The sequence below is a fragment of the Acidobacteriota bacterium genome, assembly GCA_026707545.1.
Classification (GTDB): domain Bacteria; phylum Acidobacteriota; class Thermoanaerobaculia; order Multivoradales; family Multivoraceae; genus Multivorans.
This window is the reverse complement of the sequence record JAPOWR010000001.1, coordinates 1,059,709-1,073,466: the sequence shown is the minus strand read 5'-3', so window position 1 is coordinate 1,073,466 and position 13,758 is coordinate 1,059,709. Positions and strand designations below refer to the sequence as shown.

Annotated in this window: 9 protein-coding genes; 5 read left to right on the top strand and 4 right to left on the bottom strand. The window is 69.5% G+C overall.

The annotated features are described in order from the left end of the window. Nucleotides 1–80: 80 nt before the first annotated feature. From OXG83_04175 to OXG83_04165, 3 genes are read right to left on the bottom strand one after another with little or no spacing between them, the layout of a single operon-like run. Nucleotides 81–1,439: a PQQ-binding-like beta-propeller repeat protein gene (locus tag OXG83_04175; protein MCY3964216.1), complete on the bottom strand. Its 1,359-nt coding sequence runs from the start codon at nt 1,437–1,439 to the stop codon at nt 81–83. A 10-nt stretch (nt 1,440–1,449) separates the two neighbouring features. Further along, nucleotides 1,450–2,349: an MBL fold metallo-hydrolase gene (locus OXG83_04170; GenBank protein ID MCY3964215.1), complete on the bottom strand. Its 900-nt coding sequence runs from the start codon at nt 2,347–2,349 to the stop codon at nt 1,450–1,452. Nucleotides 2,350–2,365: 16 nt separating this feature from the next. Continuing rightward, the gene (locus OXG83_04165) at nt 2,366–3,250 is read right to left on the bottom strand and encodes a DUF4159 domain-containing protein (GenBank protein MCY3964214.1); all 885 of its coding nucleotides are present in this window, start codon (nt 3,248–3,250) and stop codon (nt 2,366–2,368) included. Nucleotides 3,251–3,288: 38 nt separating this feature from the next. Here OXG83_04165 and OXG83_04160 point away from each other — a divergent pair, with 38 nt between their 5' ends. Continuing rightward, entirely contained in the window at nt 3,289–4,155 is an 867-nt protein-coding gene (locus OXG83_04160; protein MCY3964213.1) for a TIM barrel protein, read from the top strand. On the opposite strand, the gene OXG83_04155 is transcribed toward OXG83_04160, so the two are convergent. Next, nucleotides 4,137–5,405: an MFS transporter gene (locus OXG83_04155; GenBank protein ID MCY3964212.1), complete on the bottom strand. Its 1,269-nt coding sequence runs from the start codon at nt 5,403–5,405 to the stop codon at nt 4,137–4,139. The genes OXG83_04160 and OXG83_04155 overlap by 19 nt on opposite strands. Before the next feature lie 41 nt (nt 5,406–5,446). On the opposite strand from OXG83_04155, the gene OXG83_04150 reads away from it, so the two are divergent. From OXG83_04150 to OXG83_04135, 4 genes are read left to right on the top strand one after another with little or no spacing between them, the layout of a single operon-like run. Beyond that, entirely contained in the window at nt 5,447–7,945 is a 2,499-nt protein-coding gene (locus OXG83_04150; GenBank protein ID MCY3964211.1) for a CoA transferase, read from the top strand. A gap of 12 nt (nt 7,946–7,957) precedes the next feature. After that, nucleotides 7,958–9,694, top strand: a complete 1,737-nt coding sequence (locus OXG83_04145; protein ID MCY3964210.1) for a VCBS repeat-containing protein — start codon at nt 7,958–7,960, stop codon at nt 9,692–9,694. After that, nucleotides 9,691–11,421 (top strand): tetratricopeptide repeat protein, encoded by a 1,731-nt coding sequence (locus tag OXG83_04140; protein MCY3964209.1) that lies wholly within the window; start codon nt 9,691–9,693, stop codon nt 11,419–11,421. Before OXG83_04145 ends, OXG83_04140 begins: the two co-directional genes overlap by 4 nt. A gap of 25 nt (nt 11,422–11,446) precedes the next feature. Continuing rightward, a complete protein-coding gene (locus OXG83_04135; protein ID MCY3964208.1) occupies nt 11,447–13,699 on the top strand; it encodes a CRTAC1 family protein in 2,253 nt (750 codons plus the stop codon). Nucleotides 13,700–13,758: the final 59 nt, after the last annotated feature.

Below are 13,758 nucleotides of genomic sequence, written 5' to 3'. Positions count from 1 at the left end.
TCCCGTCATCCGAGAAAGCGCGCACGGCCGTCCGGGACCCTCTCTACCGACCCCCGGACGGGCGGGTGCAACCGCCGCCGTTACGGCGCGGCGATGCAGTACAGGTTGCGGCGGCCGCGCAGGTAGATCTCGTCGCCGACGATGGCCGGGGAGGCGTCGAAGCGGTCGTCGAGTTCGTTCTCGGCCAAGACCTCGAAGGTTGGTCCGGCCTTCGCGACCAGGAACTCCCCGTCGCGGCTCGTGAAGTAGACGCGGTCGCCGACCGCCACCGGCGACGCGTACACGTTGCGGACCGGCCCCAGCCGCTGGTTCGCGTAGAGCGCCTCACCCGTCCTGGCATCGAACGCCGAGAGGATGCCGTTGTTCGACTTCGTGAAGTAGATGACGCCGTCGTGCAGCAGCGGCGAAGGCACATACGGCGTGTCCCGGTCCACCGACCAGACGACCTGCTTCGTGCCTGTGACATCGCCCTCGGCGCCGTCGAGGCGCACCGCCAGCAGCTTGCTGCCGCGGAAACCGCTGGTCAGGTAGACGACGCCTTCGGAGTAGACCGGCGACGGGATCGCATTGAGGGTCATGCCCGTCGCCTGCCAGATCGGTTCGCCGGTGTCCGCGTCATAGGCGCGGACGCGGTTCGTCGCGCTGGTGATGACCTGCGTCCGGCCGCCGTGCTCGACCACCAGGGGCGTCGTCCAGGCCGTCATCTCGTCGCGGTCGCGGCGCCAGATCTCCTGCCCCGTCTTCTTGTCGAGAGCGACCATGAAGGAGTCGTCCTCGTGATCCCAGATGACGAACACGCGGTCGCCGTGAAGCGCCGGCGAGCTTCCCTCGCCGAAGCCCAGCCGGGTCCTCATGTCGCCGAAGTCGCGGCGCCAGAGTTCGGTCCCGTCCAGGTCGAAGGCGTACAGGCCCTGCGAACCGAAGAACGCGATCAGCACCTCGCCATCCGTGACCGGCGACCCGGAGGCCCAGGTGCCGTCGGGATGCGTCCCACCGGACGGCGCTTCCGTGCGCACGGTCCGCTTCCACACCGTCGATCCGGTGGCGCGGTCCAGCGCGTGGACCTCGTAGCTCAGGACCCGGTCCGGCGGAATGCCGCCACGCCTACCGGCCCGCGGCGCGCTCTCGACCTCGACCTTCTCGCCGGTCGGCACCGCGGTCGTCAGGTACAGCCGGTCGCCCCAGATGATGGGGGACGACAGACCTAGACCCGGCACCGCCTTCTTCCAGCGCACGTTCTTCGTTTCGGACCACTCGATCGGCGGATTGCCGCCCGGCGCCGATCCGGTCCGGCTCGGGCCGCGCCAGGCCGGCCAGCCGCCTTCCACATCCGAACTCGCGGGCGGTGCCGCGGTAGCGACCCCGGCGATCAGGGCCAGCACGGCCGCCAGCGCGACGCGCTCCGGGCGCAAGACTCCATCCAGACGCACAACCGGCACGGCGACCCTCCTACAGACTCTCGTGAATCGAAGTGATGAAAACCGACTCGTTGATGAAGCCGGAGCCCCAGCCGCTCCATTCCTCGGGAAGTCCGGCGGCCTGAATCTCCTCCACCGACTTGCCGGCGTCCTTGCCCGCCTCGACCGCGGCGACGCACTCCACGAGCATTCGGTGGTACGTCTTCAGGTCATCGACCGACGACAGGGGGCCGTGGCCGGGGATCACCTTCGCATCGGCCGGCAGATGCTCCAGCACCTCGCCGATGCTGTCCCGGAGCCCGACCGCGTTGCCGCCGTTGCCGACATCGACGAACGGAAAGCGTCCCGCGAAGAACTGGTCGCCCAGGTGGATGACGTTCGAGTCCGTGAAGTAGATGTAGCTGTCGCCGTCCGTGTGACCGCCGGTCAGGTGGCCAATCATGATCTCCTCGCCGTTGAAGTGGATCGACACCCCGTCGTCGTAGGTCACGACGGGGAGGGCCTCCTTCGGCGCCGGCTCGGCAGGCCGGCCGCGCACGCCGGCGCCCTCCGCCAGACGCTTGCGCACGTTCGTATGCGCCACGATCAGCGCCTCCTTGCCGAAGATCACGTTGCCGCCCGTGTGGTCGAAGTGGAAGTGAGTGTTGACGACGAACTCCAGGTCGCCGGGCGAGATCCCGGCGAGCGCCGCCCGGATCTTGTCGGCAAGCGGCGCGAACTGGTCGTCGACGATCAGGATGCCGTCCTCGCCAGCCGAGACGCCGATGTTGCCACCGGCGCCGGTCAGCATGTGGACGGCGCCGGCAACGTGCTCGGCCGTCACCTCGACGGCCGAGAAGTCCTGCTGCGCGGCGACCGGCGCGGCGAGGAGAGTGACGATCATCCCGGCGGCGAAAGCGAACGAACGGATATGAAATGTAGAAGGGGTCACAGAGTGTGTCTCCTTGTCAGTGCGAAAGGGCGTACAGAACCAGGTTCACGCCGAACGGGTAGGACTTCGTCAGCGAGAAGCGCTCGAAGAACTCCCGCGACTCGCCTTCCCGCTCCCAGCCATCGGCGATGTCCGTGTTGTGGGTCATCGCGACCATGAGACGGCCGTGCTCGTCGAAGATCCCGCGGAAGTGCGGTTCCGCGGAGTGCATCCCGCGCTCCGAGGTGTCGGCCCGGCCGGTCATGTTCCAGTACTGGATCGACGGGATCTGGGGCACCTCGTCGACGGTGAAGAAGGTCCTGAAGATCGGGTGCGTCGGCGGGATGTCGACGATCGGGTAGTCGCCCGGAGGCAGCACCCGGCCAATCTGGCTGGCCCAGCGGTCCCAGGCCACGGGACCCCAGAAGTCGTCGACGTAGAGAAAGCCGCCCGCCAGCAGGTACCGCCTCAGGTTGTCCGCTTCGGCGTCGTTGATGCCGATCGTGCCGACATCCGACATGAACAGGAACGGGAACTCGAACAGCCGCGGATCGTCCAGCGTCAGGACGAGGTGCTCCGGATCGCCGTAGGCGGTCCGCTGGATCTCGACCGTCGTCAACTGGGACAGCCGCGTCATGAAGTTGTACTCGGAGTCGGGGTAGTCCGTGAACCAGCCCTGCCCGAGCCACTCGTCGACGACCTGGCGGTACTGTCCGCGGCAGAAGACGAAACCCTCGAGGTACTGGCGGCCCTCCTCCGGGTACCGGGCCGGAACCGGGCGCCACCACTGGGCAGTCACGAGGGAGGAGACGAGCAGGGTCGACACGGCCAGGATCGCCGGCAGCCGCCATCCCCGTCCTGCCCCGGCCGTGACCTCCATGGTGCAATCGTAGCGCGTGCCGGGCGCTAGGATTGCCGGCACCACTTCTCAGACCCTCAACGCCCACCGGAGGACGTCCGATGAACGCCGAACCTCTATCCCGAAGAACCCTGATCGCCGGTGCCGCGGCGGTCGCGGCGGCCTCAGCCACTCCCGCCGCACTCGGAGCCCAGCAGGAGCGGGTCATCAGGAACGGGAGGATCCGGCAGTCCGTGTGCAAGTGGTGCTACGGCAGCATTCCGCTCGAGGAACTCGCGGCCGCCGCCAGCGGGATGGGACTCGAATCGATCGAAATCCTGGGCCCGGATGCCTTCCCAACGCTCCAGGAACACGGCCTCTCCTGCGCGATGACGAACAGCCATGGCATCACCGAGGGCATCAATGATCCCGCCAACCACGAGGCCTGCCTGGAGGCGATCACGGCCGCGATCGACGCCACCGCCGAGGCCGGCTTCTCCAACGTGATCACCTTCTCGGGCAACCGCAACGGCATGCCCGATAGCGAGGGCCTCGAGAACTGCGTGACGGCCCTGAAGCAGATCGTCGGCCACGCCGAGCAGAAGGGCGTCACGATCTGCATGGAGCTGCTGAACTCCAAGGTCAACCACGCCGACTACATGGCCGACAACATGCCCTGGCTGGTCGAACTCGTGGACCGCGTCGCATCCGACCGCTTCAAGATCCTCTACGACATCTACCACGCCCAGGTCATGGAAGGCGACGTGATCCGCACGATCCGCGACTACCACCATCACATTGGCCACTACCACACCGCCGGCAACCCCGGACGCAACGAGCTCGACGAGGACCAGGAGCTGTACTACCCGGCGATCATGCGCGCGATCCTCGAGACCGGTTACACGGGGATCGTCGGCCAGGAATTCATTCCCAAGAGCAGCGACAAGCTCGCCGCTCTTGCGCACGGTGTTCAGGTCTGCGACGTCTGATCCCGGAACAGCGCCGCGAAGCCCAGCATCGTGACCAGCGCGAGCGCCGACAGCGAGTACCACAGAGCCGAGTAGTCCAGCACGCCGGCGTCGTTCGTGAAGGCCTCGGACAGGACCTGAAGCACCGGCGCCGCCAGGACCGGCCCGAGACCGAGAATCACGATCCCGAACACGGTCTGCGCCGAGTGGCGGACGTCTTCCTCCGCGATGCGGTCGACGTAGATGAACGCGGCGGCAAAGAAGCACGCGTAGCAGAGGCCGTGCAGCGCCTGGCTGGCGACGATCACGGGCACGGGGAGGAACACGCTGCCGAAGATCGCGTAACGGGCCGCATAGGCAAGCACGCCGATCGTGATCACGCGGCGGAAACCGAACCGCGACAGCAGCCAGCCCGTGGCCACCATGACCGCGATCTCGGCGAACTGCCCGATGCTCATCGCCGGGCCGATCCGGCTGTCCGGCAGCCCGAGTTCCTGGCTCATGAAGGGCGCCGTCTGCATGAAGTAGATCTGGTGGATCACCGCCACCGGCAGGCTCGCCGCCACGAGGACCGCGAAGGACCGCTGCCGGAAGAGCCCGAACGCCTTGGCGAAGGCGAGCTTGTCCTTCGCGTCCCGCCGCGGCGGCGTCGGCGGCAGGAAGAGGCAGAAGAGCGCATAGCCGAAGGCGACCACTCCGCTCCACACGAGGGAATCGACGAGGCGGGCGGTCGCGTCCGGCGCCTCGACTCCGACATAGAACGGCGGCAGCCAGGAGAGCCTCACGTCGGAAAGCAACCAGAACAGCGGGAAGGCCCAACTGGCCACGATCCAGCCGATCGTGCCCCAAACCCGCACCCGCGGGAACTCCCGGTCACCGTCGTCCATGTGGGCGAAGGCGAGTGAGTTCGACAGGGCCAGCGTCGGCGTGTAGAGCACCGAGTACAGCACGGACAACCACAGCCAGGCGCTGAAGGTGGTCTGGTAGGCGGTGATGATCTTGACGACGCCACCGGCCACCAGGAGCACGGCGAGTACCCGCTGGGTCGAGAACGACCGGTCGGCGAGCTGGCCCGCGACGAAGGGCGCCGTCACCGCCCCGATCGAACTCGCGAGACCGAGGATCCAGCCGATCTGACCGGGTGTGAAGCCGAGACCACCCTCCGAGGGCTCCGCCTGGAGGTAGCGGGCAAGCACCGGCAGCCACACTCCCCACACTCCGTACTGCAGGAGCATCATGACGGAGAGCCGTAGATATGTCTTCCGGTTCACCGGTGCATCCTAGATCTACAATCCCGCGTCCATCCGGTTCGATGCGAAACGACGAAGAGACAGCGGGCGACGGCGGGGCCCTAGCCGGCATCCAGGTCGTCGACTCGGCCGGCACCGTCGCGACCGCCTACTGCGGCAAGCTGCTCCGCGACCTCGGAGCACGGGTCACGAACCTGGAACCGCCGGGCAGGGGACATCCGATCCGCGGTCTGCCCCCCTTCCATCCGAAGGCCCCGGCGCCGGAGGCGAGCGGACTCGCCACCTGGCTGTCGCTCGGCAAACAAAGCGTCGCCGCGCAAATGGAAGACGACCTCGCCCTCGACCTTCTGCGAACCACCGACATCATCCTGGATGACGACCCCGGAGCCGTCCAGGAACTTCACAACGGCCAGATCCGCCTGTCCCTGTCCTGGTTCGGGGCCACGGGGCCCTACGCCGCGCGCGCCGCCACGGACCAGGTCATCAGCGCACACACGGCCGCGGCACGGGCGGTCGGCCCGGCCGAGGGGCCTCCGATCCTGACCACGGGGCACACACCGCAGGTGGTCGCAGGCACCCTCGCCTACGTCGCCGGCGTCGGCCATCTGCTGGCGCGAGAGACCGGCGGTCTCGAAAGAGCGGTCCACCTCGACGTCTCCATCTTCGAGGCCGCGATGTGCATCACCGAGCCCGGTCCGCCCGGGACGCTCTCGACCGGCGTCATCCGCCCCCGGGTCGGCATCAACCGCTTCTGGCCCACCTACCCGGCCTGCATCTATCCCTGCCGGGATGGCTGGCTCGGCGTGACCACGGTGACGCCGTCGCAGTGGCGAAGCCTGTGCTCTCTCCTAGACCTTCCCGAGCTGGCCTCCGAGCCCCGCTACCAGGTGTCGATCAACCGTCTCGAAGACGCGGACCGGATCGACGCCCTACTCGGACCCCGCTTTCTCGAGCGAACCGGGCCGGAGTGGGTGGAGGCCGGCCAGGCGGCCCGCATCCCGCTGGCCCTCGCTCCCACTCCGGCCGAACTCTTCGAGCTCGATCAGTTTCGCGACCGCGGCGCCTGGGTCGAAGCCGAACACCCCGACCAGGGGCGTTTTCTCGCCGCCGGCACGCCGTTTCGCCTGCACCGCACGCCCGCCACGCCAGGCGGCTCGGCGCCGCGCCTGGGAGAGCCCGGCACGCGGAGCGAACGCCCCACCCTCCATTCACCGAGGAAGCGTGCACCCATGTGGCGCGTCCCCGCGCCACATGGGTCGCAGGCCGTGCGTCCGCTGGCGGACGCGCGGATGCCGCGTTCGCTGGGCGCCTCCCCCCAGGCCCGCCGTCCCACTCTGCTCGGCGACATCCGCATCGTCGACCTGACGATGGGCTGGGCCGGTCCGCTCGCCACCCGCCAACTCGCCGACATGGGCGCCGAGGTGATCAAGGTCGAGTCCTGCCAGTACTTCGACTGGTGGCGCGGCTGGGAGTCGACGCCCGAGACGATCGCGCAGAAGCTCTACGAACAATCCACCGCCTTCAACACGACCGGCCGCAACAAGTTCGGCATCACCCTCGACCTGACCAGCCGTCGCGGCGTCGATCTGCTGCTGCGCCTGCTGGCGATCTCGGACGCCGTGATCGAGAACTACACCGCGAGCGTCCTGCCCAAGCTGGGGCTCGCCTACGAGCGCCTCCTCGAGGCAAACCCCGAACTGGTCATGGTGTCGATGCCTCCCTTCGGCGCCAGCGGCGAGTGGATGTTCCACCGTGGCTACGGTTCGACGGTCGAGCAGGCATCCGGCCTGCCCCACCTGAACGGCCGCGCCGGAGACCCGCCCACGATGCAGCACGTGGCGCTCGGCGATCCGATCGCCGGGATCAACGCCGCCGCGGCGCTGCTGACCGCCCTCCGCCACCGCCGGCGGACCGGCGAAGGCCAGTACGTCGATCTCTCCCACGTCGAGTCGATGTTCCCGCTGGCCGCTCACGGGCTTGTCACGCAGGCGATGCGAGGCGAAGCGCCTGCGCGTGACGGCGGTCGCCATCCGCTGCACGCCCCCTGGGGCGCCTACCCGTGCATCGGCGCGGAACCCTGGATCGCCATCACGGTCGAGACGAACGACCAGTGGCGGCGGCTTTGCGGCGCGCTGGACATGGACGGGTCCGACCCAAGCTTCGCCGGCCAGGCCGGACGCAAGGAGCACGAAGACGATCTCGACCGGGTGCTCGGCGCCAGAACGAGGCTATACGACGGCATGGCGCTCGAGCGCCGCCTGGCCGCGGCCCGGGTCCCGGCAGCGGTCCTCCGCAACACGATGGACGTGCTCTACGACCCGCATCTCGAAGCTCGCGGCTACTGGCAGTGGCGCGAACGCGCCTTCGTCGGCCAGCAACCGAACCCCTCCGCGCCCTTCCGGCCGGTGGGTGGAGACGGGCGACCGTACGCCGTCGAGTGGCCGGCGCCCACCCTCGGTCAACACAACCGGGAACTGCTTGCCGCGTTGCTCGACCTGAGCGCGGCCGAGCTCGACGCGCTGGAACGCGACCAGGTGATCGGCACGGAACCGGTCGTATGATCCCGCCCAGCCATGTTGGTCGCACTGGCGCTAGCCGCCACCTTCGCCGCGGCGCCCGGAAACCCCGGCGACGCCTCGCCCGCATTCGTGGAAGTCGCGGCCGAAGTGGGGATCGACTTCGTCCACTACAACGGCATGACCGGACAGCTCTACACCGCCGAGGTGGTGGGCGCCGGGGTCGCCCTCCTCGACTACGACAACGACGGCGACCTCGACGTCTATCTCGGTCAGGGCAGGTCCTTCGACGGCGACGAGGCTCGCGAGCCGGTGTTCCAGCCACCAGCGGTCGAACCGACCGACCGCCTGTTCCGGAACGGTCTCACCGAGACCGGGCAACTCCGCTTCACCGACGTCACGGCCGACATCGGCCTCCACGCGCCGGGATACAACATCGGAATCGCCACCGGCGACTACGACCGCGACGGGTGGGTCGACCTGTATCTGACGAACCTGGGCTCGAACCAGCTCCTCCGCAACCTCGAAGGCCGCGGCTTCGAGGACCGAACGGCCACCGCGCGAGTCGACGACCGCCGGTTCAGCGTCCCGGCCGTCTTCTTCGACTATGACGCCGACGGCTGGCTCGACCTGTACGTCGGCAACTACCACCGCTTCCATCGGGCGAACCGCAAGCGCTGCTTCCTGACCGGCGGCAAACCGGACTACTGCGGCCCCCTCAGCCATCCGGCCGAGGCCGACCGGCTGCTCCGCAACCTGGGCGACGGCACCTTCGTCGACGCCACGCTCCGTTCCGGTCTGGGCGCCGACCCGGTGGAAGCCGGCACGGCCCTGGGCGCGGTCGCTGACGACTTCAACGGCGACGGGCTCGTCGACCTCTACGTCGCCAACGACCAGATGGCGAACCACCTCTGGCTCAACCAGGGCGACGGCACGTTCATCGAGGACGCCGTGTTCGCGGGCGCCGCATTCGACCGAGACGGACGCCCGCAGGCCAGCATGGGCGTCGCCGTCTCCGACTTCGACGGCAACGGCGCCCCCGACATCTTCCTCTCCCACCTGGTTCGCGAGCACAACACGCTCTACCTGAATGACGGCGACGGGCTCTTCGACGACCGGTCGCGCGAGGCCGGCCTGGTCGATGCGAGCTGGCCGATGACCGGCTTCGGCGCCGCCAGCCTCGACGTGGACGGCGACGGCGTGCTCGACCTCTACGTCGTCAACGGGGCGGTCCGGCGGATCGAGGGCCAGGTCGAAGCCGGCGACCCGCACCCGCTGCGGATGGAGAACCAGCTTTTCCGCGGCCTCGGCGGCGGCCGCTTCGAAACGGTGCCGGCCGAAGGCCGAGAGCGGCCGGCCCACGTCGACGTCAGCCGCGGCCTGGCGGTCGGCGACCTGGACAACGACGGCGATCCGGACCTCGTCATCTCCAACAACGCCGGACCCGCCCGCGTGCTCCTGAACCAGCGCCGGCCGGGACGCGACTGGGTGGGCCTGAGACTCGTCGAGGCTGCCGGCGGCGACGGGCGGGAACTCGCCGACGTCTACGGGGCCCGCGCCCGGCTCGCCGAAGGAGGCGGCTGGCGGAGGGTCCGCACCGACGGCAGTTACGTCGCGGCCCGGGATCCGCGGCTGCTGCTGCCGCTGCCGGATGCCGACCTGCCGGTTGAAGAGAAAGCCGGGCGGCTCGTTCAGGTTCGCTGGCCCGACGGCGCGGTGGAGGACGTGGAAGTCGAAGCCGGCCGCTACAACGTCCTGAGGCGGGGCGCCGCCGCCCCGGCCAAGCAACCTTGAGCCGGCCGCACGTTCGCCGGGCGCTGGCAGCTGCCTCGATCGCCGGCGTGTCTCTGGCCGGCGGCGCGGTTCCGGCCGCCCAGGAGCCGCCGCTGAGCGAGAACGCGCGCAAGGTGCGAGCCCTCCTCTCGCTCGACGCCGTGCCGGAGCCCTCGCTCGACCACCTCGACGCCGAAATCCGGGAGCAGATAGCCGCCGGTCGCGCAGCGCTCGGCGCCGCTCTGGAGGCAGCGGCGACAGACGAACAAGCCCAGCTCGCGGCCAACTCCTTCGGTCATCTCTGCCTGCAGTATCTCCACCACGAGCTGCACGGCACCGCCGCCGTGTGCCTGGCGCAGCTCCGCCTGCTGGCGCCGAACGACTTCCAGTGGACCTACTACGAGTTGCTGCTCCACGATGCGACCGGCAACCTGGAGCGCGCCCGGCTCACGGCACGAGCCGCCCTCGAACTGCGCCCCGACGACACGGCGACGCTGATCCGCGCTGGCGACCTCCACCTCGACGCCGGCGATCCCGATGCCGCTGCGGCGGTCTACGCACGGGCGCTCGAGGTTCGGCCCGAAAGCGCCGCGGCGCGGTTCGGACTCGGTCGGGTGGCGATGGACCGGGGCGAGATCGGGCAGGCGATCGCGGCCTTCGAGGAGGTGCTGGCCTCGCAGCCGGAAGGAAGCGTCGTCCATCACCACCTCGGAATGGCCTTGCGGGCGGGCGGCAACACGACCCGGGCCCGAGCCGAGCTGGCGCGCAACCGCCAGGTCCCGATCGCGATCGTCGATCCCCTCCGCGACCGGCTCCAGATCTACGGCCTCAAGACCGAGGCCCGGTTCGACCGCGCGGTGCGCGCCGCCCGTTCCGGCCGGCACAACGAGGCGATCGCCCTGTACCGGGAGCTCCTCGCAGAGCGCAGCGCCGACGCGGACACCCACTTCAACCTCGCCCGCTCCCTGATCGAGACCGGCGACCAGCCGGCTGCCGAAGACCACTTGCGACGGGCGATCGAAGCGAACCCTTCACACGGAGCGGCGCACTTCAATCTCGCCCTCCTGCTGGGGCGGACCGGGCGGACCGAAGAGGGCGCACGGCACCTGGAGCAGGCCGCCGACATCGACCCGGAGAACCTGCGGTGGCGCATGATGCGCGCCCAGGCCCGGGCCGACGTCGGCAACGCCTCCGGCGCCCGTGCCGAACTCGAGGAGATCGTCCGGCTCGACCCTGGAGCGATCGAAGCGCACCGGTTGCTGGCGGCCATGCTGCTCGAGGCGGGCGAAGCCGACCGAGCCGCCGACCACCTGGAGGCCCTCGCCGCACTGACCCCGGACGACCTGCGGGTTCACTTCAACCTCGGTCTGACGCGATTCGGGACCGGACAGTTCGCCGCCGCACGCGAGGCGCTGGAGGCCGCGCTCGAGCGCTTCCCCGGCGACCTTGCGGTGAGACACCTGCTCGCCCGACTCCTCGCCACCAGCCCCGACGCCGCCGTCCGTGACGGGGAGCGAGCGGTGGAGCTCGCCCGCTCCGTCGTCGACGAGCAACCGGCGATCGACCACCTGGAAACGATGGCGATGGCAATGGCCGAGGCCGGCCGTTTCGCAGAGGCCGTCTCCTGGCAACAGCGGGCGCTGGACCGCGAACGGGACGCCGGCGGCGGCAACTCGCCACAGCGCCTCGACCGTCTCCGCCTCTACCAGGCACGGCAACCGCTCCGTGCCCCCGGAGGCGGTCGCTAGCGCCGTCAAACCTGTCGCAAGCTCCATGTCTAGCCCACTCTGGCGGCACCTGGACCGGTGGTGGCTCGTCGCCACCCTCCTCCTCGCGCCAGCCACCGCCGCCCAGCAATCCCCCACCCCGAGCGCAACGGTCGACGCGAGCCACCAGCACATGCTCGACGCCCTGGAAACGATCCGCAAGGAAGCCCTGGACAGCAACCCGTGGCTGGGCGAAGCGCCAGCCCGAGCCGCCCGGGAAGCCCTCGCCGCGGCAACCGACGCCCCCGCCTCCGACCGTTTCCGGCTGCTCGTCGACCTGGCCGAGGAAGAACTCCGGCTCGGGGACGAAGCGGCCGCCCTGAAACGCTTCGCCGAAGCCCGCGCGCTCATGTCCGAGGCGCCAGCGTCGCTCGGGAACCAGACCGAGGTTCTGTTCCGGATCGCCGTCGCCTGGCTTCGCTTCGGCGAGAGCCGCAACTGCGCCGGGTTGCACAAAGCCGAGGCCTGCATCCTCCCCATCGGCGCTGAAGCGATCCACCGCGAGCGCGAAGGGTCCGAGCAGGCGGTTCGCTTCCTGCGCGAGTACCTGGCGGCCGTGCCCACGAACTCCGTGCAACAGGTCAAGGCCAAGTGGCTACTGAACCTGGCCCACATGACCCTGGGCGACCACCCCGCGGCGGTCGAGCCGGAACACCGGCTCCCGCTCACCGCCTTCGGTTCGGCGGCCGACTTCCCCCGCTTCGTCAACGTCGCACCCGAACTGGGAATCGACAGCTTCAACCTCTCGGGCGGCGCGGTTGTCGACGACTTCGACGGCGACTTCGACCTGGATATCTTCACGACGACCTTCGATCCGGCCGGCTCGCCCCGGTTCTTCCTCAACGACGGGCAGGGCAAGTTCACCGACGCCTCCGCCGCGGCGGGGCTCGACGGGCTCTACGGCGGACTGAACGTGGTCCACGGCGACGTCGACAACGACGGCGACCTCGACCTCTTCGTGCTCCGCGGCGCCTGGTTCGGGCCCCACGGCCGTCACCCCAACTCGTTACTGCTGAACGAGTCGGCCGACGACGGCGAGTCCGGTCCGCCAGTCTTCCGGGACATCACCTTTCTCTCCGGCCTCGGTGGGGCTCACTACCCCACCCAGACCGCCGCCTGGGCCGACTACGACAACGACGGCGACCTCGACCTCTTCGTCGGCAACGAGCACAGTCCGGCGGTCGAGGCGCCGTCGCAGCTCTTCCGCAACGAAGGGCCGGGCGAGGACGGCGTCGTCCGCTTCCGGGAAGTCGCCGCCGAAGCCGGCATAGCCCTCCGTGCCTTCGTCAAGGCGGCGGTGTGGGGCGACTACGACGACGACCGCTTCCCCGACCTCTACCTCTCCGTGCTGGGCGGGCCCAACCGGCTGTACCGCAACCGCGGCGACGGCAGCTTCGAGGACGTCGCGCCCCGACTCGGCGTCACCGGGCCACGGCAGAGCTTCCCGGCCTGGTTCTGGGACATAGACAACGACGGCAACCTGGACCTCTTCGTCTCCAGTTACACCGGAGACCGCGGCGGCCTCGCTTTCGTCGCAGCCAGCTACCAGGGCTACCCCGGTCCGTGGGAGTCGGCGCGGCTCTACCGGGGCGACGGCGAGGGCGGCTTCGAGGACGTGGCCGCGAGGAGCGGGCTCACCCGCCTGCAGCTTCCGATGGGCTCGAACTTCGGCGACCTCGACCACGACGGCTACCTCGACTTCTACCTCGGCACCGGCTACCCGGACTACGAGGCGATCATGCCGAACGTCCTGTACCGCAACCTCGGAGGCCGCCGGTTCGTTGACGTCAGCCTCGCCGCCGGATTCGGTCACCTGCAGAAGGGCCACGCCGTCGCCTTCGCCGACCTCGACGGCGACGGCGACCTGGACGTGTTCGAGCAGATGGGCGGCGCCTATCCCGGGGACCGTTTCGGCGACGCCCTCTTCCGCAATCCGGGTTTCGGCAACCACTGGCTGGCTCTGAGACTGGTGGGAACGAAGAGCAACCGTTCCGCAATCGGCGCCCGCATCCGGGTCGACGTGGTGGACCCGGCCGGCGCCGGGCGTTCCGTGCACCGCCGGGTGAACGGTGGCGGCAGCTTCGGCGGCAATCCGCTGCGCCAGACGATCGGCCTAGGAAGGCCGGCGGCGATCGAGCGGATCACGGTGTACTGGCCGACGACGGACGTCTCGCAGACCTTCGCCGCCGTGCAGCCGGATCGCCTGTACCGCCTGGTCGAGGGCCAGGACGACCTCTCCCCCCTCGCCCCCCGGCCCTGACGCTCAAGCGACTCCGGAAACCGGTCGCTGCTGTGAGCGGGCACGCCCTCAGGACGCGC